Source organism: Rahnella inusitata, from assembly GCF_018288855.1.
In the GTDB taxonomy this organism is placed as follows: Bacteria; Pseudomonadota; Gammaproteobacteria; order Enterobacterales; family Enterobacteriaceae; genus Rahnella; species Rahnella inusitata.
The window spans coordinates 19760-41925 of record NZ_CP065026.1 but is presented as its reverse complement, the minus strand read 5'-3'; the positions used below and the strand labels follow the sequence as shown (position 1 = coordinate 41925).

General features: G+C 56.4%; 17 protein-coding genes. All 17 read left to right on the top strand.

The genetic code is table 11. The annotated features are described in order from the left end of the window. Positions 1–3: 3 nt before the first annotated feature. The 17 genes from I2123_RS24760 (at position 4) to traI (ending at position 22151) form a co-directional block, all read left to right on the top strand. Positions 4–399 carry a hypothetical protein gene (locus I2123_RS24760; protein ID WP_213053022.1) on the top strand — a complete coding sequence of 132 codons (396 nt, stop codon included), beginning with the start codon at positions 4–6 and terminating at the stop codon, positions 397–399. A 131-nt stretch (positions 400–530) separates the two neighbouring features. After that, positions 531–965: a hypothetical protein gene (locus I2123_RS24755; protein ID WP_244879966.1), complete on the top strand. Its 435-nt coding sequence runs from the start codon at positions 531–533 to the stop codon at positions 963–965. Further along, entirely contained in the window at positions 935–1927 is a 993-nt protein-coding gene (gene traU, locus I2123_RS24750) for a conjugal transfer pilus assembly protein TraU (protein WP_213053020.1), read from the top strand. Before I2123_RS24755 ends, traU begins: the two co-directional genes overlap by 31 nt. Before the next feature lie 9 nt (positions 1928–1936). Beyond that, positions 1937–2563, top strand: a complete 627-nt coding sequence (gene trbC / locus I2123_RS24745; protein ID WP_213053019.1) for a type-F conjugative transfer system pilin assembly protein TrbC — start codon at positions 1937–1939, stop codon at positions 2561–2563. Continuing rightward, entirely contained in the window at positions 2563–4401 is a 1839-nt protein-coding gene (gene traN / locus I2123_RS24740; RefSeq protein WP_213053018.1) for a type-F conjugative transfer system mating-pair stabilization protein TraN, read from the top strand. Before trbC ends, traN begins: the two co-directional genes overlap by 1 nt. Next, on the top strand, positions 4401–5198 hold the full coding sequence (traF, locus tag I2123_RS24735; RefSeq protein WP_213053051.1) for a type-F conjugative transfer system pilin assembly protein TraF: 798 nt from the start codon (positions 4401–4403) through the stop codon (positions 5196–5198). Before traN ends, traF begins: the two co-directional genes overlap by 1 nt. 9 nt (positions 5199–5207) lie before the next feature. After that, positions 5208–5642, top strand: a complete 435-nt coding sequence (locus tag I2123_RS24730; protein ID WP_213053017.1) for a hypothetical protein — start codon at positions 5208–5210, stop codon at positions 5640–5642. Continuing rightward, positions 5635–5847 (top strand): hypothetical protein, encoded by a 213-nt coding sequence (locus I2123_RS24725; protein WP_213053016.1) that lies wholly within the window; start codon positions 5635–5637, stop codon positions 5845–5847. The genes I2123_RS24730 and I2123_RS24725 overlap by 8 nt, the downstream gene beginning before the upstream one ends. Then, positions 5844–6485, top strand: a complete 642-nt coding sequence (trbB, locus tag I2123_RS24720) for an F-type conjugal transfer protein TrbB (RefSeq protein WP_213053015.1) — start codon at positions 5844–5846, stop codon at positions 6483–6485. The genes I2123_RS24725 and trbB overlap by 4 nt, the downstream gene beginning before the upstream one ends. A gap of 82 nt (positions 6486–6567) precedes the next feature. Further along, positions 6568–6960 carry a hypothetical protein gene (locus tag I2123_RS24715; RefSeq protein WP_213053014.1) on the top strand — a complete coding sequence of 131 codons (393 nt, stop codon included), beginning with the start codon at positions 6568–6570 and terminating at the stop codon, positions 6958–6960. Then, positions 6957–8324, top strand: a complete 1368-nt coding sequence (traH, locus tag I2123_RS24710; RefSeq protein ID WP_213053013.1) for a conjugal transfer pilus assembly protein TraH — start codon at positions 6957–6959, stop codon at positions 8322–8324. Before I2123_RS24715 ends, traH begins: the two co-directional genes overlap by 4 nt. Continuing rightward, positions 8317–11589 carry a conjugal transfer mating-pair stabilization protein TraG gene (gene traG, locus I2123_RS24705; protein WP_213053012.1) on the top strand — a complete coding sequence of 1091 codons (3273 nt, stop codon included), beginning with the start codon at positions 8317–8319 and terminating at the stop codon, positions 11587–11589. Before traH ends, traG begins: the two co-directional genes overlap by 8 nt. Positions 11590–11610: 21 nt before the next feature. Beyond that, on the top strand, positions 11611–12180 hold the full coding sequence (locus tag I2123_RS24700; RefSeq protein ID WP_037035622.1) for a hypothetical protein: 570 nt from the start codon (positions 11611–11613) through the stop codon (positions 12178–12180). 127 nt (positions 12181–12307) lie between these two features. Continuing rightward, positions 12308–13042 (top strand): complement resistance protein TraT, encoded by a 735-nt coding sequence (gene traT, locus I2123_RS24695; RefSeq protein WP_014695898.1) that lies wholly within the window; start codon positions 12308–12310, stop codon positions 13040–13042. 223 nt (positions 13043–13265) lie between these two features. Beyond that, complete coding sequence (locus tag I2123_RS24690) at positions 13266–13601, top strand: hypothetical protein (protein WP_213053011.1); 336 nt, start codon at positions 13266–13268, stop codon at positions 13599–13601. Between the two features lie 106 nt (positions 13602–13707). After that, entirely contained in the window at positions 13708–16359 is a 2652-nt protein-coding gene (traD, locus tag I2123_RS24685) for a type IV conjugative transfer system coupling protein TraD (protein WP_213053010.1), read from the top strand. Continuing rightward, positions 16356–22151 (top strand): conjugative transfer relaxase/helicase TraI, encoded by a 5796-nt coding sequence (gene traI / locus I2123_RS24680; RefSeq protein WP_213053009.1) that lies wholly within the window; start codon positions 16356–16358, stop codon positions 22149–22151. Before traD ends, traI begins: the two co-directional genes overlap by 4 nt. Positions 22152–22166 lie beyond the last annotated feature (15 nt).

Here is a 22166-nt window from a genome sequence, read left to right as displayed (position 1 = left end):
ACTGTGAACCCGATTAAATCATGGCTAAAGCCGTTGCTGACGTGCGTCATCGGTCGGCATGAAGGCGGGGCGGATATCGGCGGGCAGGAAGAGGCGCTTTACCTGGCGGCGGCTCTCGATTTGGAGCACCTGCTTAAAGACCACGGGCTTTTTCTGAGTACTAATCCCCGGCTGGAAATCCCTGTGCCCGAAATCGTGCTCACACAGCTGGCTAACCTGCTGCTTTACACCTGGATTGGCACGCTGCCCGCCCACATCCAACCCGAAGAGAAAATTGCCCAAATCCGGATGGAGATTGCTGCCGGTGAAAGTGCACAGAAGGTGCACCGGATGCTCAGGCGATTGCGTCAGCGCGGATTATACGTGGCCTCTTTCGCACCTTATCAGAAGGTTGAATAACGATGAGATTATTTGCATTTATTGAATCACTCACACGCGACGAAATATTGTGGCTGCTGTTATTACTCCTCTGCCTTTATTTGTTTTTTTGGTACAAAGCTGTCGGGAAGAATGATTTTGTTGGAAAACCCATGCCCCGTCAGGACGATGCTCCCCGTGCCGAAGGCAATACATCGAAGCTGTTCAGGTATCCGTCCGCCATTACGGGTAAAGCCTTACATGCGCAGATGAACGAAGCCTATTTTGACGCCATTTTCTCTGCCTTTCTGCGCAGTCTGCAGCGGGCGGGCTACACGTTGTCAGACCGGGAAATGGGTGTAGCGCCGCTGTTGTCAGGCAGTACCATTGATGCAATGGCCCGTGAAGTCGAAAGAGCCCGTCAGGAATTTCTGACCGTGCTGGGTTCGGACATTGAAGACGATATCGACTATCAGATGCAGTCCGGGCGGGCACCGAAGTTTCTTATCCAGCTTATCGACAGCTGTGAACGGCTGGGCTGGAAGGTTATGCCGGTTGTCAGGGAACCGGAGGACGAATGCGCAAGCTCATTCTCTGCCTTACCTTAATCTGGATGGCCTTTCTGTGCATGCCTGCCCAGGCAGCCAGTACGAACGCCGGAGACGGCCGCTGGGTGAACCCTATCAGTGATGTCTGCTGGAAATGCCTGTTTCCCATGACGCTCGGCAGCATTCAGCTGGCTTCCGGTTCACACCCGGACACCCCCAATCCGGCATCGCCTATCCAGCTGTGCCCTTACGGCATTTTTTACCGCCTGGGGCTGGCCATCGGCTTTTGGGAACCCGTTGCCCTTACGGACGTGACGCGCGAACCGGGCGTGATGGTCAATATGGGCGGGTTTAAAATTGACCTGGGGCGGACAGGTACCGGCACCGGCGGGCAGAGTGACAAGCCTTCACCCGGCGCGTTCTACCATGTGCACTGGTATAAATATCCGCTGATTTACTGGCTGAATATCATCACCAGCACCGGCTGCATGCAGACCGGCGACATGGATATTGCTTACCTTTCCGAGGTTGACCCGCTGTGGAATGACAGCACGCTGTCGATGATCATCAACCCGGAAGTGAGCCTGTTCTCTAACCTGCTGGCACAGGGGGCCTGCGCCGCCGACTCGATTGCCTCCACGGCCGGAGTGCCGCTGGATCCGCTGTTCTGGTGTGCCGGAGCGCAGGGGTCGATGTACCCCTTCACGGGCTACACCAGCAACGAGTTTTCGCCGCTTGAGGCGTCGGTGCTGGTCAGTGAACGGATGGCGTTCAAACTGCACCGGGAGGGACTCGTGATGGAGACGGTCGGGGCGGACGTGGCGGTGTGCTACGAGTATCCGTCCCCGATTATCCCGAAATCCCGCTGGCGATATCAGATGGTCAACATGTACCCCGAAGCCAGCGACTGCCACCCCTTTGGCACGACCACGCAGCTGTGGGGCTCGGTACATAACGCCCCAACATCCAAAAAGAACTTCGGCTACCTCCTGTGGCGAAAGCGTAACTGCGCTTATCTGTAAGGACCTTCCATGAACAGACCCCTGATGACGGCGCTGACGCTCAGCGCCGCGCTGCTCTGCGCGCAATCCGTGCAGGCAGCCGAGCAGCCCACCGTGTCCGCCGGTGATATGGCGTACATGAAACAAAAGCAAACCGAGCTTGAGCAGTTCCAGGCGCAGCTGAAGGGCATGAACATTACCCTGCCACCGGCACAGCAAAATAAGGTGTCTCAGCTGCAAAACGAAATCGCCGCGTCCCAGGCTGACCAGAACAGCGCCGACCGGCCCACGCCGCAGGCGCTCTATTTTGTGAGTCTGCGCATTCCGGAAGAAGGGTTACTGCCCATGCTCGCCGATGCCCGCCGCTTTGGTATACCGGCGACGCTGCGCGGCCTGCTGGATAACGATTTTCGCAAAACGGCCTCGGTGATGTTTGAGCTGTCCAAGAAAGATAAAGAGGCGGGGGTGCAGATTGACCCGACGCTGTATCAGCAATACGGCATCAAAGCTGTGCCCGCACTGGTGGTCACCTGTCAGGGCAACTATGACGTGCTTTACGGCAGCCTGCCGGTTAAGCAGGCACTCGAAGAAGTCGTGCGCCGGGGAGATTGTGCAACCACGGCGACACAGCTGCTGAAAACGGCGGAGGGAAAATAATGAAGCGATTTCTTTTGTCACTGTTGCTGCTGTGTGCCCAGGGGGCACAGGCCGATGCCGTCAGCGATGCCTACAACGCCGGTTCCAGCTACGGAAAATCTAACAGCAGTCAGGGCACCTCGGGGATGAAAAACACCTCACCCTCGACCGTTATTCCAGGGTACACCGCCAGTCCGTCACAGAGCGGGTATTACGGGGGCGTGCAGGGTGGGGACGGTGGTATCAGTGACAAAGGACAGACTGAACTCGGTCAGAACAACGCCGGGCAGGCGGTTATCAGCGCCGGCACGACCAATCCGGCGGTGACTATTGACCCCAAGGCACCGTTCATTACCAACGGCAAGGATGCTGAGAGCACTGCCGGCACGGTCGTCAACGGCACCTACGATCAGTGTACGGACAAAGTCGTCAGTAAAAGCACCTTCCAGAATTACACCTGTGACAAAGACGTGGCCGTGACCCAAAGCTGTAACCGTGCCGTCACGATAGGCGGGACGTATGTGACGACGCAAACCAATCAGACAGCGGTAATCAATACCGGGGACTTCACCTACTACCGCAACAACCTGACGGTTTATGCCACCTTTGTCGCGCCTTTTACCGGCGACCTTCAGCTGGCGAACTTCAACATGTCGGGGTATCTGGCCCGGACAGTCACCTGGAGCGTGTTAGGGGACGCTATGGTCGTACCGGACAGGATTTCGGGAACCACGCAAAAGAATCTGTCTGTTTCGGGCTATCACATGAATCAGGGAGAGACGGTCACGCTTTCTTTAACGATTGGTTCAGTGAATCACCAGACGACTTTCCTTGACGGCATCATTAGTGGTTTTGGTAACGGATCTGCGTCCCTGACGCTCAGCATGACGGCTGTCACTACCGTACAAACGTATCAACCCCAGACCAACGTTCAGCAGGCGTGTGATGACCAGAGCGTGGGCGGCCAGTTAATCAGCACGCAATGCACGGTGGGCGGCGGCGACAGGACAACCACCGTGAACGGACAGACCTACACCGTTCACAGCGACTGCTGGCAGTACACCGATACCTATCTGACGACGCCGGCCAGTAACGGTAACTGTGCCGCTTTAATGTCTGATGCCAGCTGTACCGTCGTCGGAAGTCACTGTACTGAACAAACGGCAGGGCAATGCTCGCACCAACAGGTCACGTATCAGTGCCAGAAGACCTACACCTCTACCGGCAAACTCTGCGGCGGCAATTATCTGTGCATGTCTGGGGACTGTGACGATACCAACGGCGCCGGAGACAGCGGTTTTGACACGGCGGTGGCCAAACTCGCGGGACTGGCTTCAGCCGGTGACGACGTGGTCAACGACCAGATCAACATCAAAGCCTTTACCGGTCAGGCGATGTCCTGTCGCAAGGCAATGGCCGGTTTCTCCAACTGCTGCGTGGATTCCGGCTGGGGGAACAACGCCGGGCTGGCGAACTGCAACAGTGATGAAATGGCCATCGGCAAGGCCAAGGCGAAAAAGGTGGTGGTCAGCGTCGGTGAGGCGTGCAACCGCGCCGTGCTGGGCGTCTGTATTCAGAAAAAACAGGTGTATTGCGTGTTCGGGGGCAAGCTGGCCCGCATTATTCAGGAGCAGGGGCGGCGCGATCAGCTGGGTGTGAGTTTTGGCAGCGGTGATTCACCGAACTGCCGGGGGATCACCGTGCCTGAGCTGCAGGCCATCAACTTTGACCTGATTAACTTTGCCGATTTCTACAGCGACCTGATGACCAACCAGAAAATCCCGAACTCGTCGGTGATGGTTCAGCAGGTGAAAGACCGGATTGCGGCGCAGGTTAACGCGCAGGGCGGAGGGAAATGATGAAAACACTGTGGTTTGCCTGCCTGCTCAGTCTCGCGCTCCCTGCGTGGGCGGACGGTACAGATACACCGGCCGATGCGGTGGTGACACCGGCGGATCCGTTCACCGGCTGGCACTGGTACAATGAACCGAAGAAGCCGGCGGACACGCCGGCAGCCAAACCGGCCCCGTCCCCGCAAGTGCCTGATTTTAGCAAGCTGTCACCGTCAGAGCAGGCGGCAGTGCTCAAGCGTTACACGAAGGAAGCGCTGGACCGGGCCATTCTTAACCCGTCGAGCGAAAATACCGCCACCTTCCTGCGCTGGCAGAAGTTCTGGACGGACAGGGCATCGATGTTCAGCCAGTCGTTTGCGGTGGCTCAGCTGGATCATCCCGATCTGGATTACAACCTCGAACACCCGCACTACAACAGTACGGCACCACTGCAGCAAGCCAGCGACCAGGCCAAACAGGCACAGGCCATTAGCGAACTGTCTGCCCAGTACGGGATGTTTTACTTCTATCGCGGCAGTGACCCGATTGATGCGCAGATGGCCGGGGTGGTGGCTGACTTTGCCCGCACGCGGCATATCTCGTTAATTCCGGTGAGCGTGGACGGCCAAATCTCCCCGCAGGTGCCGGACAGCCGCCAGGACGAAGGGCAAAGTGCCCGGATGGGCATCAGTCATTTCCCCGCCTTATTCCTGGTTAACCCGGCCTCCCGCGACTTTCGTCCGCTGGCCTATGGCTTTATGACACAGGATGACCTGGCCAGGCGTTTTCTGAATGTAGCCACAGGGTTTAAACCTAACTTCTAAGGGCAATACATGATTTCCTTAACTGAAATGCACCGGAACCGTCTGGCGGATTTTCTGCGCGTCAGTCGCTGGCTTATGAAAATGATCGCATGGACCTTTGTCACCGGCCCTGCACTCATTTTCTTTTTGTTATTTATTATCGGGAGCCGTCCAAACATAGGCGCTTCAATCTTAGTTCAGGCAGAACATATGTTAAGGGGTGCTCCTCCAGACCAGGTCTGGGGGTGTAAACCAACCGCTCGTCACGTGACAGATCAACCATCTCCCACCCCCATTCCTTTGCTCTGCGCAAAACAACCTGAAAGCCGTGAAGCCTGGATAAACGAAGCCAATGCCACTCTGAATGAACTTTACATTTTAAGTATGCTCATCAGCTTTATTGCAGGTTTATATATGTGGCGGATTAAGAAACCATCGACAACTCAGGAGAAAAATCGTGAATAAACTTCCAGTCGTGGCCACTCTTTTTCTACTGGGAATTGTTGCTAACTGCCTGAGTGAGTTGCTGGCCTACTCGGCTAAGCTGACGCAACAGGTGTTGATTTTTTCAACCTTCACCTGCCTTATCCTGTCGCTGATTGTGCTCATCGCGTCTGAAGTCCTCGCACACCGTAAAGCGCGCAAGAAGAACCGGGAGGCAAAATCGTGAAACTCACCCTTCTGTTGCCTTTCTTTTGCCTGATGGTTCCGCTGACTACGCAGGCGACCGTGGCCGACCAGATAGCGGCACTGGAAAGGTCCAAAACACAAACCAACTGGTCACCGGCGATGCCTGACCTGGGATTACCGCAGGCGCGTACTCCTTCAGACCGTGCGCCGCACATAATGACGCTCACCGACGGGCGTGAGGTGAACCTGAACAACTACGCCATCGTGGTATTTATGCAACGGGGGTGTCAGTACAGCGCGAAATTCGACCCGAAGTTAAAGCAGTGGTCAGATGAGGTCGGCATCAAGGTTTATCCCTATACGCTTGACGGCTATGGCGATACGTCCTTTCCGGTGGCACTTATTCCCCGTAAACGTGGCGCAAATGAGCCGCTGGCGGGGGAAATTATGACGTTTTTTGGCAACGGTCTGCCCATCGCCACGCCCACCACGTTTCTGGTTAACGTCGCCACCCCGCGTCCGGACAATACCATTGCGGCCTTTCCGCTTTATCAGGGGGATACCGACATGGGCACCCTGAGCCAGCGCGTCGCGCTGATGATTGAGGCGGATATCGACAATCTTCCCTCCAATACGCTGGGGCCGGTGCCTTCCAGTCAGGCCGTTACTGCGCAGTAAATACCACCGCTTTTCCCGTTTTCTTCTGCACGACATTCTTCTGAGCCTTTATACCGCGCAGGGTTCCTGCGCCTGCGGAGACATGATTTTGAACACAAAAGAACACTTAAGCGCGAAAAAACGCGCGTTTATGGAAAAGGTGGGTTTCGTTTCCTTAATAGTGGGTATCGCATTGTTCGCGGCAGCGGGCCTGTGGGCCTGTTTTGCCGGTCGCTGGTTTGATGCACAAATGCAAAACCCTGTTATGCATCAATACGCTCTGGCCTTCTCGTTAGTTCTACATCTGCCTGTCTGGATATGCGGGGCGCTGGGAGGCGGTGCCATATTCGCCTCGCTGGCCGCTGTTGCGATGGCGTTACTGGAGGCGTTTATGAGATGGGCTGAAGTCCGGGTTAGCCCGCTATTCCGGGTTCAGTCCGTTGAAGAACGGGGGGGAAGGGCACAAAACACAGCAAAGAGGGAGCATCACCCATGAAGCTCAAAAAGGTCATGCTGACATTACTGACCGCAATGTGTATCAGCACACCGGCGCTGGCCGACGTACAGGGCGACCTGAACGGTTTTTTCGGCAGTCTGGGCTATGACGGCAACGTCTCCAAAGCGCAGGCATGGCAGGGGCAGGCCGCAGGCTACATCACCGGCGGTTCGGTGTATCTGCGAAATCCGGTAAAACAGGTACAACTTATCTCGATGCAGGTGCCTTCCCTGAATTCCGGCTGCGGGGGCATTGATGCCTATCTGGGCGCCTTCTCGTTTATCAGTGGTGAGGAAATTCAGCGCTTTGCCAAGCAAATCATGAGTAATGCGGCGGGCTACGCCTTCGACCTGGCGTTGCAGACGATGGTGCCTGAACTGAAACAGGCCAAAGACTTTCTGCAAAAAATCGCCTCCGACGTGAACTCCGCCAACATGAGTTCATGCCAGGCGGCGCAGGGGATCATCGGGGGCCTCTGGCCCGTTTCTCAACTTTCCAACCAGAAAATCTGCCAGGACATTGCCGGTGACGACAATATTTTTTCTGACTGGGCCGCCTCGCGACAGGGGTGCACGGTCGGGGGGCAGGGTGACAGCGTCACGGGCCGTGCCAACGCCAATGAAAAAGACCAGGTGCTGAAAAACAAAAATCTCATCTGGGATGCGCTCGGGCGCAACCACCTTTTCGACGGGAATCGCCAGCTGAAAGAGCTGGTGATGAGTATCGTCGGATCCATCATTTTCAACAGCGCCGGGCAGGTAACTATCCTGACGCCGATGGTGGATAACCGGGACGTGATCACCGTACTGATGCGTGGCGGGACGGCCAAGATTTACGGCTGTGATGAACCCGACCTTTGCCTCGGGCCGACGGTGGCCAGCGTGACCATCAGCAGCAATAACGCGCTGGTCACGCTGGTCCAAAACATCATGTTGTCCATGAACCAGAAGCTGACGGATGACACCGGCCTATCCGACCAGGAAAAGGGGTTTCTCAACACCACCTCTGTCCCCGTCCTGAAATACCTGACCAACTCGCAGAGTATGGGGCAAAGCCCAACCTACCTCATCCAGGTGGCGGATTACATCGCGCAGGATTTAATGATCCAGTACCTGCAGGAGCTGGTGAAGCAGGCCAGTCAGTCGCTGGCCGGGAAAAACTTCCCGGAACAGGCGGCGGGAGAGTTGCGGCAGAACGTGGCTCAGGCACAGCAGCTGCTGGCCAACATGAAGCTGCAGTCGGCGGCCGATCAGAACGCGCTGGACGGTATTGACCGCAACATGCAGTACCTCCAGCAGCAGGTCTCGACCATTATTTCAACGTCATATCAGGGTAACTACCGTTGGGGGACCAGCAATGACTGAAATGTATACGATATACGGCGGGGACATGTGGCGGCAGGTGTTAAACGGCGTCGTCACCATTCTGGGCGCCGATACGTTTGATACCTTACTTCGCATTGTCAGCACATTTGGCGTGCTGGGGGTGATGGTGTCCTTTATCAAAACCCGTGATCCGCGCGTATTTATGCACTGGCTGGCCGTGTTCATGTTTATTACGTCCGTGTTACTGGTGCCAAAACGGTCGGTACAAATCCTCGATATCACCGACCCGGCAGCTGTGTATGAGGTGGACAATGTGCCGCTGGGACTGGCCATGATTGCGGGGCTGACCACCGGTGCGGGATTTGGGGTGGCGCAGTTGTACGATTACACCTTATCGCGCCCGGACTCGCTGACCTATACCAAGAGCGGGATGCTGTTTGGGTCTCAAATCGTGGCGCAAACCTCCAATTTTCGGACGCAAAACCCGCAGCTGGCACAGATGCTGACGGACTATGTCGAAAACTGCGTGATTGGTGACATTTTGCTTAACAACAAATACACCATCAACCAGCTGCTCAACAGCACCGACCCGCTGACGCTGATCACCAATAACCCGAGTCCTTTACGGGGGATCTATCAGACGGTGAGCGGGGTAAAGCAGTTTGTGACCTGCCAGCAGGCCGCCGGAACCATCAGAACGCTGATGGGGAGTGATATTTCGGTGGGCGGCGTCAGCTGGCACGATATGGCGACCCGCGTGTTTGGCAGTAAAGTGAATGCGGATGCGTTGCTGAGCAATGCCATGAACGACAGCTACGGATTTTTCTATGCAGGCGGACTGAGTGCCTCACAGATTATGCGTAACAACGTGACCAATGCCGCCATCCGCGACGGCTGGAAAGGGTTTGCGGCCCGTTCCTCAGATACGGCAAACCTGGTGAATCTGGCCACCGAATCGACCCTGACCAAACAGCGTCTGAGCTGGGCGGCGGGCGGGGCAATTGCCTCACAAACGTTACCGATGTTCCAGTCCCTGATGATGCTGATTCTGATTGGCCTTTTCCCGCTGGTGATTGCGCTGGCCCTGGTCAACCACACCATCTTCGGGCTGAATACCCTCAAGCTGTACGCCGGCGGGTTCTTGTATTTCCAGATGTGGCCGGTGATGTTTGCGATTTTGAATTCCCTGGCCAACTTTTACCTCCAGTCAAAAACCGGTTCAACGGCGTTGGTGCTGGCGAATCAGGATCGCATTGCCCTGCAACATTCTGACGTGGCCAATATCGCAGGCTATCTCAGTATGTCGATACCGGTACTGTCCTTTTTCCTGACGAAAGGCGCAGCTTCGGTGGCGTCGCAGGTGGTGGGCGGCGTGATGAGTTCAGCGGCGTTCTCGGCGGGCGGTCAGGCATCCACGACCGCTGACGGCAACTGGTCGTTTAACAACATGTCGATGGATAACGTTAACGCCAACAAATTTGACACCAACCTGTCGCAACGTATGGGTCAGCAAAGCCACCAGATGGAAAATGGCGGGATGCGCACCCTGACGGCTGACGGTCATAACGTCTATGACACGTCTCAGGCCATCTCTAACCTGCCGGTTAACATGCGACTCAGTTCACTGGCGAGCAGCGGTTTCCAGGAGCAGTCGCGGCAGGCGCAGCAGGAGGCACAAACGGCGCTCGATGGGTATAACCACAGTGTCACCAGCGGCTTCCAGCAACTGAACCAGCTGACCAGCCAAAGCGGTAACAGCGCCTCGATGACGCAGGGCAGTGAAAACACCCAGGCGACCAATGCGACAGTGGGGGCAAGTAAGATGATGTCGGCCGCTGAAAGCTATGGTAAAGCGCATAACATCTCTACCCAGGAGGCCTACAACCAGCTGATGGACATCACCAATCAGGGTTCAGGGGGGGCAGGTATGTCGGCGAATGTTAAGGTGGATTCTGGCGATCAGCTCGTCGGGAAATTGGGCAAATGGGCCTCGGGTGTAAGTGTTGGCGGTGAGGCGCATATCAATACTGACTGGAGACATACCTCTGGCAGTGCACACGGTACGCAGGATACCAACTCGGAAGGGAAAGATTTCCGCCATGACGAAAACAGCCAGACGGTAAAAGATTTCCGTCAGGGTATGGATATGGTGACGTCAGCCCGCGTAAGCGAGTCTGGCAACCAGACGGATAACCAATCCAACTCTCAGGTTGAGCAGTATGCTGCGACGCTGAATGATGCCAAAAGTCAGTATCATCAGTACACTGACAGCAGCACTAAAAGTCAGGAATTCAGCCGGATGGCCACATTGGCCCAGAACGAAAGTGCCAGCCTGGATGCTAACTACAATCAGGAATTTGTGGACTGGACGACGGCCAAGTTTGGCAATAATGCACAGAGTGTTCTGACCAACGTTAATTCCGCGCGTGAAGCGGCCACGGAGTTTATGAAAGAGCGTCTGGAGCCGGAAATCATGCAAAACTACGGTGCACGGACGGAACAGACAAACACACAACCTCTGACACCATCAAACTCGTTAGAATACGGCGCGGTTACTGCGCAACATACCGCAGGAGGTGACTCAATCCCTGCGCCTTATGGAGCGAGTGGGGTAGCCGGCAGCCCGGAAAACGTCAATGGAACGACACCATCAGGCGTCTTTGAAACGGCCCCACAACGGACGGCTCCGTTTGTGAGTGCGCAGGATGTCCACAGCGCTTCTCAGGGACCGGTTACAGGAGCTGCTTCTGAGCGTTCTGATGAAGTCAATTCTCATAATCGGGAGGGCAACACTCAAAGTGGCCAACAGCCAGCCTCGGTGGCCGATAAACACCAATCAACACAGGATGAAATGCACCACGGACAACACAACCGGATTACGGGGGCCAAACCTATTCAGGCGGAAGATGTAAACCTGCCTAATCGGGAGAGGGATCTTAACGTGCAAGGTGGTCTGCCGTCAGCGTCAATGACTGAAAATTATAACTCGGCTGCGGAGAAAGTGAGGACGCACGCGGAGGGTGCAGGTATCCCTAATAACGTGGCGGGGCAGGTTGCAGCACAAAGATCTGCGAATTCAGAAACCATCAGAGAAAATAGCGGGAAAGTCGAGCAAAACAAAACCCCTGTTCAGGCATCCAGTGATATACTCAGAAATGAGCATCAAGGTGCAGTGAAAGGCCAACAGATTGGACGCACTGAAGAAGACATTAGGCAGACTAAACCAGGTTTTGATCATGCTGAAACTAAGAATTTTGAGCAGAAGCTCAAAGAGCTTAGGGAACAGCAGAGAAAAGCCTCGTGATATATTTAAGGAAGAACAGAGATGGGAAACCTAACTGCAGCACAAATAGAAGCAGATGTTAACTTTCTAATAAACGGCTTAGATGCTGGGCGTCGACAAATTCCATCAGCAATGGAATTGATGAAAAGGAGTGCTGCGATTCCTTTTTTTTCTGTTTTATTGAGTATATTGAGCACTGTAATTTTCTATGCGTCTTTTGATAAAGATGACGCTTCAATTAATGGATTCGTAACTTTTCTTATATCAGAAGGCTGGTACTTACTGGCAATAACTGCAGCAGTAGGTCTGTTGGTTTTTTTAATGACGTATAATAACCAACTTACATATATGTCTTTGCCCCTAGAAGTTAGAAGCAATTCGCTGCTCGTAAGCCATCTTGCAAGAATTGTTCGCAAATCGATCATCACATTTTGCACTTTGATGATTATAAGTTGTTTGCTTTCTGGCTTATCTGCTTGGTTTGCCATAGCTGTACCTGTGCTGTTGTTATCACTTTTTTTTGTGTCTAGCATATTGGTGTCATTTGAAATTAACCGCTTGGGTGCCGGCCTGGCCCTCGATAAAATTAGTAAGCTGATCAAAAAGATTTAAGTTACATCCCCTAATGCCGATAACCCTTCTGTAATTCTAACGGAAGGGTTTTACCCTCCAGATTTATATCCAAATAGCCAATGTTTCGGGGCGTGCCTGCCCCGCTTTTTTGACAAGGAAACAGTAAATGAAAAACCGCAATTCTCTTGTGGCGGCTGTGGTCGTCTCATGTCTGGTACTTTCCGGTTGTAGCGCGATGGGCACCGCCATCAAAAAACGTAACCTCGATGTAAAAACACAGATGAGTCAGACCGTGTGGCTGGAGCCATCCAGCGAAAAAACGGTCTATATCCAGATCCGAAACACCTCTGACAAAGACATGAGCGACCTGCAAACGCTATTAGCACAGGATTTGCGTGCTAAAGGCTATAACGTCACGTCGTCACCGGACTCTGCCTATTACTGGATCCAGGCCAACGTCCTGAAAGCCGAGAAAATGGACCTGCGTCAGGCGCAGGGTCTGCTTTCCACGGGGTATGAAGGTGCTGCCGCAGGTGCCGCACTGGGCGCTGGGATCACCGCATATAACAGCACATCCGGTGGGGCAATTCTGGGGGTAGGATTGGCCGCAGGCCTTGCCGGTATGGCGGCAGACGCGATGGTGGAAGACACCAACTACACAATGGTGACCGATCTGCAGATCTCCGAACGCAGCAAAGCGACCGTGACAACAGATAACATCGCCGCATTACGCCAGGGTAACTCGGGTGTGAAGGTGCAGACCAGCAGTGAAGAAGGCAACCGCATGAAATACCAGACGCGCGTTGTCTCTAACGCCAACAAGGTGAACCTCAAGTTCGAAGAGGCAAAACCGGTTCTGGAAGCCCAGCTGGCGAAATCCGTCGCCGGGATCATGAACTGACCTGAACGTTTTATCTTTGTTGTTTATTGTCCTGATGGCACACGCCCGTGTGCCATGTTCACCCACTCGCATGACGTCATAATTCAGCGCTCTGCCTGTTAACTCCCCAGTGACCGTGCCTGCTTATCCACCTGTGATATTCCGCTTCCTCGTCCAGACGCAAATCCCTGCGTCCGGACTGTGGCGAGCGTTGCCGTTAAACGCCCAACTGAAGGAATTGCTCATGCTATACAAAAGTGCCCGTGGCCTGATGGCCTGGTTTACCCTGTTTTTCATCTGGAGCGCGTTTGTTCTCTGGTATCACGGCGTCGCCCTGCTGCAGTTCATCATGCACGACAGTAATTTGTACGCCTTCTCGCTGGCCTTACGCCAGACCCGCAGCGATATGCTGCCTGATGCTTTGCCGGTCGTACTGCTGATAATGTTGGTGTTGTCGGTGGGTGCATTTTTGTCGTCTGTCACGGTTGCCATGATAAACGCGGTGGCTTTCCTGTTCAGAACGGCCGGTGCACTGATCCAGGCGCAGTTCAGCCATCACAATCCGTCGTCGTTTCATTAAGTCCTTTACAACTTTTTAGCCCAATTTCATTCCCCGCTTCTTTTACTGACCAACCTGAACTGCCCGTCCGGGCGGCTTAAGCCTGCGCGTTTGCCGGAGCTGAACCATGAGTTTTACACCGAAATACCTCACGCAGGGGGGCCAGATGACGGCCTACCGCCTGCGTATGTTTGCCCAGGTCAACCAGTGGATATTGAACTGGCTGTTACTGTTGTTTTTGTTATCCACCGGCGGCGTATTTTGGGCGGTCACCTCCGCCGATGTGCTGAATAACGGTTTCTGGTACTGGACCGGCAGGCTGTTATCCAGCTTTGTGCCGTTGATGAACCCGAAAAGCCCGGCGACCTGGGATATCAGCTGGCACTGCAATAGCGGCATACAGTTGTGCACCACCAAACTGACGCTGGGACAGCTGCTGGCTGACCCCTGGATGCAGTCGATGGGCGGCCAGCTGGTGAATAACTTAAAGCTGAGCGCCGCCGGCTGCGGCACGGTGTGTTTGCTGTTGTTCAGCGTGATTGCCTGGTACGTGGGGCGCATTGGAAAAAAAGAGAGTGAAGATACCTATCTCTCTGGCATGACGCTGACCGATGACGTGGAAAGCGTAAACCGTCAGTTGAAAAAGGCCGGTCAGAAATCAGACCTGCAGATCGGCGGCCTACACATGGTGAAGAACGCCGAGATCATGAACTACTTGATACACGGCACTATTGCAGTCGGTAAATCCACGCTTATCCGTTGGTTGCTCGACTTTATTCGTAAACGGGGGGATCGGGCGATTGTCTACGACTCCGGCGGCACCTTTATTGAAACGCACTTTGACGAACGTATCGACAAAATTCTCAACCCGCACGATAAGCGTTGCGAGAACTGGGTGTTGTGGCGGGAAGCGCGGGAAGTCGTGGACTACGAGAACCTGACGGCCTCGCTTATTCCGGTGGAGGGGGAGTCCGACCCGTTCTGGGTGTCCTCTTCACGCACCATTTTCAGCGATACGGCGATGCAGTTTGCCTCACATAGCGATCGCAGCATTGAGAAATTCCTGACAGCCTTGTTGTCCATCGATCTGAAAAGCCTGCGCGAATTTCTCAAAAACACGCCCTCCGCCAACCTGGTAGAGGAAAAAATTGAGAAAACGGCCATCTCGATCCGCTCGGTGGTGACCAACTACGCCAAAGCCCTGCGTTATCTTCAGGGACTTGATCAGGAAGGTAAACCCGAATTCAGCATCCGGGAGTGGATGACCGACGCGCAATACGACAAAAGCTGGCTGTTTATTTCAACAACGGCCCGTCATCGTAAATCGGTTCGCCCGCTGATATCCATGTGGTTGTCGATGGCGACAATTTATCTGCAAAGCATGGGAGAAGATCCCGACCGAAGGGTGTGGTTCATCATCGATGAAAAGACCAGCCTGCAAAAAATCCCCGAGTTTGCCGAGACATTGGCTGAAGGGCGCAAATTTGGCGGTTGTTTTGTTATTGGCATTCAGAACATGCCACAGCTTATCAACGTGTACGGACGTGAGGTGGCCAAGTCTATTTTTGACCTGCTGAACACCCGTTTCTATGGCCGTTCGCCAAGCGCTGAAGTGGCGAAAATCGTAGAGGAAGAGCTGGGGCATCAGCGCCGTCGTGAGGCGCGGGAGCAAAACAGCTACGGTCTTGACCAAATCCGTGACGGTATCTCCATCAGCCGCGACAAGGTCAATGAGCCGGTGGTCGATTATGACAACATCATGTCGATGCCAAACCTGCGTTTCTATGCCCGCCTGCCGGGCGAATATCCGGTGGTGAAACTGGATCTGAAATACCGGGCACAAAAGAAATATCACAAGGCGCTGATAGCGCGCGATTTCAAGGATGTGCTCAGTCCCCAGCTGGAACAGGTCATTAGCCAGAACGAACAGGCGACACGCAGGGCGGGCATTGTCTTCCCGACCGGCGACGAAATTCTGGAAGGGCAGTCAACGACTGCAGAACCGGAGATTGTCACTCAATCCCCTCAATCCCAGACGCCGCACCCGAAAGACAGCATTTCGTCACAAAGCCCCGTCCGGGAAAGCGTGCCCGTCACGGTTTCGCCGACGCCGCTCACCGTTGAAACACTGAAGACACCGGCAACACCGCCGGTGGCTGAAGACCCTGTCCAGCCCGGCACTGCCGTCTTCCCGGAACCTTCCAGCAACGTGCGTCCCTTTACGCCTCGAATGAGGAGGCCGGAAGCGGCGGGAAACCCCGGAGAGAGGGATGCCGTATCCAGAACGGCGGACAAACCTCCGATTGCGCCCGCACCGGTCAAATCTGAAGTGTCGGATCCCGCGCTCCCGCGTGCCGTCACTGCGGATTCTGTCGCCGTGCCACCTGTTAGCCCGGCTGCGGCCAAAGCCCCTGCGGTAGCGGTTAAGCAGGTCGTGCCTTCCGCCAGACTCAGCGCCCTGGAGATGCTCGCGCAAAAAAGGCGCAAACCCGCGCCGACCGCTGACGGCACCGAAGACCAGGCGGCAACAGATGCGCAGGGGGAAGCACCGGATCTGCAGATGGACGTGGAAGTGGATGAAAAAGGCGAGCTTGTTTTGCGCACGTTGGGCGCCCGGAAGGAGTCACCGGAAAGCCTGGATGAAGCCCAGGCGACGGAGTACGGCGCGGCAAACCGCGCGATGGCCGAGGAGGAACAGAACATTCTGCGACACCACGATGATTATGACGCGTACCAGCATATGGATGAACACCACGAACCCGGAGGTTTTGAACGATGATGACCGTTGCCTCCGTTGCGTCTGCTGCAGACGCGGCGGGCTATTACAGCAGCAAAGATAACTACTATTTTCTCGATGATCTGCAAAGCCAGTGGCTGGGGGAAGGCGCCCGTGAGCTGGGTCTGGAAGGGAACGTTGATCTTGAGGCGTTCACCAATGTGCTGCACGGGCGGTTGCCGAATGGCGTGGAGCTGGGGAAGGAGGTGTCAGGTAATCATGTGCACCGGCCCGGACACGACTTCACCTTTTCTGCACCGAAAAGCGTCTCAATGCTTATCCTGGCCGGCGGCGATAAGCGCCTGCTGCAGGCCCATATTGAGGCGGTCAAAGAAACGCTGGCCATCATGGAGCAGACGATTTCCGCCCGTGACACGAAGGAGGGCATCACCTCGATCGTCCCCACCGGCAAGATGGTGGCGGCGCTCTTTACCCACGATACATCTCGCAATCTCGATCCGGCCATCCACACCCACGCCGTGGTTGCCAACGTGACCGAGCTGGACGGGAAGTGGAAGGCGCTGGCCACCGATGCCATTTACGGTGCCGGGTTTATTGAGACGATGTACCGCCATCAGGTCAGCTTCGGCAAAATCTACCGCAACAGCCTGAAGGCGAAAACCGAGGCGATGGGGTATGAGACAGAACTCACCGGCGGCAAGCATGAACTGTGGGAAATAAAAGGGTTTCCGGAGGCGGTGCTGGAGGAGTTTTCGTCCCGCCACCGTGAAATCGCCGCCCAGGTCGGGGATGAGGCGTCGCTGAAAAGCCGCGACGTCGCGGCGTTAGACACCCGGCAGAAAAAGGTCGATATCAGCCGTTACGGACTCGATGAAGCCGATGCGCAGGGCGCACGCACGCCGGATGCCCCGTCACTGACGCCGGCTGACACTGCCAGCGTGCCATCATCGTCTCCTGCGCGCGTGGATTTACCGTCGGAACCGGCAGCCGAAGTGGGGAAATCGGGGATAGCCTCTGCCCGCACGCCTGATGAGATGGCCAGTCCGGCTGAAGCCGTCACCGAGCCATCACTGTCCCGTGAACGCGTGGATTTTCCGTCAGAACCTGCAATTGAGGTGGGCGGAGAGGGGAACGCCCCTGTCCGCACGACCGCTGAGGCGGTCAGTCTGCCCGAACCCGGACAGGTAACGCCGGAAAAAAGTACGGGTGCAAAGGACGCACCGGCGGAACCACCCATCGCCAAACCGGAGACGCAGGCCGGGCGCAACCGCCTGCAGGCCCGGTGGGATCAGCAGATGGCCGATTTGAATTTCAACATACAAGACGTGATGGATGCCGCGCAAACGCGGGCCGTGACGCCTGAACAGGCGGAAGAACGCCCGATGCCGCCGAGCGTCATGCAGGCGGTGCGTACTGCGATTTCGGTGCTCAGTGACACCCGCACCCGCTTTACCTACGGTGACCTGCTGATGACGGCGCATGAGGCGGGGGAAGGGCAACAGTCGATCCCTAATCTGCGCAAGGCGATCGACCGGGCCATCGGTGAAAACCTGCTGGCCCCGCTGGATGGGGACAAAGGGGTATTTACCTCGCATATTCATCTGCTGGATGAACTGTCTGTGCAGGCTCTGGCGGCCGATATCGTCAAGGAAGGGAAAGTGGTCAGTTTCCGGCAGACCGACATCGAAACGCCTGAGCGGCTCAAAGCGGTGGAATTTGCGCCGGTGGCCATCCTGAACGCGCCGGCGTCAATCGGCCGTCTGCGCGAGGTGACGGAAGAACTGGTGACAATGTCACGTGAGCATGGCCGCGAGGTGAAAATACTGGCCAGTTCTACCGAACGGGGCCTGAGCTTTGGCAAATCTGCGCTGCTCAAAGACGACATCCTCTATCGCAGCCGGGTTTTGGATAAGGGGTTCAGTCTCTGTGCGCACAGCACGCTCATCGTGGAAAGTGCGGAGCGCCTCGGACTCAAGGAGATGCTGGTACTGAGCGGCGAAGCGAAGGAGAAAGACGCCCAGCTTATTTTCCTGGACAGCGCCGGGCGGCAGTCCAATGCCAACGCCCTGTCGGTGCTGTCATCCGCCGGCGTGCCCCGTCACGGTCTGACCGAACCGGTGGCGGGGCTGGAAGCAAGGGTGATCAGTATCGGCGATAAGCGTGACCGTTACCGTGCACTGGCTGAACGCTATGCTGACCTGAGTTCACCGGACACCCCCGTCACCGCCGTGGTCACCGGCGCCCGCGAGCAGCAGCACCTGACCGGCATTATCCGTGACGCCCTGCAAAACGCCGGCAAGCTTGAACGGGACGGCGTGACCGTCGAAGCCCGCACGCCGGTCTATGCCAGCGTGAAAGAACGCCTGCTCCCGGCCACGTACCGGGCGGGGATGGTGCTGGAAGACCGGTCAGACAAAAATGAAACCCGCCACTACATCCTTGACCGGGTGCATGAGGAGACGCGCATGTTGTCACTTATCGACAGCGACGGCGTTCTGAGCCGCGTAAAACTGAGCGACCTGACCGGCGACTGGCGGCTGTTTACCCGTGAACAGCTGCACGTTGCTCAGGGGGAACAGCTGTTTGCCCTGGCCACAGACAAAGCCAATGGGCTGAAAGCCCGCGACCGGCTGACGGTCACTGCCGTCAGTGAGGGAAAATTAACGGTGCAGCGCGATGGCCAGAAAAAACCGCTGCAGGTCGCGACCGACCGGCCGCTGTATCTGACGCACGGCTACGTCAGCGCCCCGGGGAGCCGGGACAATGAGCACGGTATCGTGCTGGCCAGCCTCAACGCCCGTGACCTGTCCGGCAACATCATGAACGCCCTGGCCCAGTCGGGCCATGAGGCGGAAATCTTTACCGGGGAAGCACAAAACAAGGCGGAGGAGAAACTCGGCCGGATGCGCACCACCCGGTCACCGCTGGCGTTAGTCCGCCATGCCAGTGGCAAGGAAGACACCGGGGAAGCGCTGGCCGCGTTAAACGCAGGATTACTCACGGATGCGCAAAAGGCCGTGTCGCGGGCGGTTGCCCAGATGAAGGACGTCGCCTTCTCAGAGGTGAAGCTGCTGGAGCAGGCGGGCACGTTCTTCAATAATCTGGGGGCGTTACGGGGCGAAGTGGCCCGGCAGATGAAAGAGGGGGACCTCATCCCGGTGAAAGTCGCCGGCGGAGGGGGAGTTGTGGGGCGGGCGACCTGGGAGATGGAAAAGGCCATCATCCGGGAAATTGATACGGGTAAAAATACCCAGACGCCGCTGATGGCCGCGATGAACCCGGTCTTGCTTAATGGGCTGACCGCCGGGCAGAAGGCCGCCACGACGCTTATCCTGCAAAGCCCCGATCGCTTTACCGCCGTACAGGGCTATGCCGGCGTGGGGAAAACCACCCAGTTCCGGGCGGTGAAAGCCGCGATTGACACCCTGCCGGAAAGTGAACGGCCGCTCGTGATTGGGCTTGCTCCGACGCACCGCGCGGTGAAGGAAATGCGTGACGTTGGCATCGAGGCGCAGACCCTTAAATCCTTCGTGGTGGACTGGCAACAGCGCACGGCGGCGGGCGAAGACGTGCGTTATGCCAGGACACTTTTTCTGATTGATGAGTCCTCGATGTTGGGGAATCAGGACACCGCTGCCGCCTATCAGGCGATATCACGCGGAGAGGGCCGGGCCGTTGCGGTGGGGGATACCGGTCAGCTGCAGTCACCGGAAAGCGGGGCACCGTTCACGCTGATGCAGGAGCGCAGTACCCTCGACGTGGCCGTGATGAACGAAATCGTTCGCCAGCGTAATCATGACCTGAAGTCTGCCGTTTACAGCGTCATTGAGAACAAAGCCGGTGCTGCCCTCGAGAAAATGGAGAGAGTGTCACCGAAGACGGTGCCCCGGCTGAGATCCTGGGAGGCGCCTGACCACTCGGTGGTTGAAACCGAATCACCGTGGACACGTATTACCGTGGACTACATGAGCCGGACACCGGATGCCCGTGAGCGCACCATGATTGTGGTGCAGCTGCATGAGGACCGGCAGATGATCAATAAATACATTCATCAGGCCATGTTAAAAGAAGGGGTGTTGGGGGAGAAGGCGGTGACCGTCCCGATACTGGATCGCATCACCGGCGGTCGTCACGATTTCAACCGCATTAATGACTGGAAGGCGGGGCAGGTGGTGCTGGCCAACGAGCGTTATCTGAGCGTGACCGGTATCGATTTGGGAACGGAGCGCGTCTTTTTGCGCGATGAAAATGACCGCATGCACTATTACTCCCCGAAAGAGCTAAACGCCACCGAAATTGAGGTGTTTGAACGGCGTGAGATTGAGCTGCGGGAAGGTGACAGCGTGCGCATGAGCAAAACGCAGAAGCAGGCAGGCCATGATGCCCATGAACAGTACCGGGTGGAAACGCTACGTGACAACGGCGAGGTGGTGCTTAAAAACGCCGGCGGCGAAAAGGTCATTACGCCGGGCATGACGCTGGCAGACCAGCACATCGATTATGCCTGGGCGGTGACCGGCTACGGCGCACAGGGGGCCAGTACGGACTATGTGATTGCGCTGGAGGGGACGGAAGGTGCGCGTAAGCGAATGAGCGGCATGCGGGCCTTTTACATTAACGCCTCCCGTGCGCGCGATCATGTGCAGATTTATACCGATGGTCTTCGTGACTGGATGGATACGCTGCGGCAAAAAGATAACGGCCCGACGACTGCGCATGATGCCCTGAAGCCGGAATCAGAGCGGGCGCAGGCCCGGAGCATCTGGGCGATGGGGCAGCCGGTGGGCAAAACGGCCATCGGGCGAACCTACCTGCGGGAACAGGGCTTAAAAGATAACCCCGTGACGGCGCGGATTATTCCGCCGACCAGAAAATATCCGATGCCGCACCTGGCATTACCGGTTTATGACGGCAACGGCAAAACGGCGGGTCTGACGATGTTCCCCCTGAAGTCAGACACCGGCCAGATACAGACCGGGCCGGTACGCCAGCTGACGACCGAGGGCGCCCAGGCGGCGGTGGTGCAAAAAAGCCGCAACGGTGACACGATTGTGGTCAGCGATATGACGCAGGCGCTGGCGGCGGCGCGAGGCAACCCGGCGGCAGGCGTATTGCTGCTCACCGGCCGGCAGATGCCGTCCGCGCAGCTGCTGAAAGTGGCGGGCGGGGTGACTGACCGGACTGTCAGGCCGGATGCCACGTTGCTCAGGCTGGTCCAGTCTGAGCTGCAGGAGATCCTGCGGTATCTGCCGGCAGAAGAAAGGCCGGCGGATGAGTCTGCCCTGCTTCGCCAGGCACTCCGGGCTATTGAAGAGACGCGGCATCCCCTGTCTGAAATTCAGCTTCCAGAGACTAAAGGGCAGGATGTGCCAGCTTTGTCAGCACAATTGGTAGAGCGTGTAGTTCAGAACATGCAGCAGGAAATACCGGTGCTACCGGGTGAGAAGCTGCCGGACTACGCCGCGCTTATCCGTCAGGCTTCTGGCCTGCTTGCCCAAAACGAAGCCCTGCAGGACAACAACGGCGCCATTCGGGCTGTGCTGGCCACGCTTGCCGGGGCGGGTCAGTTTGACAGTGCAATATTGCCGACTGAAAACGCACAGGGAAGCCTGGTGTCTGCAGAAACACTCCGCTACGTGCAGACCGAGCAGGATAAAACGCACGGCACCGCTAAAAACCCGCAAAATGACCTGTCAGAGCGGGCGCTGGCCAGCGCGGCGCGTGAACTGGAAAAGCAGGGACAACTGACGCTGCCGCCCGAAAGCCGGGGCCGGGAGCCGGAGCGGGAAGAAATTACCCACGAAGCCGTCCGAAATATTCAGAAAGAACGTTAATCCACACCGCGACAC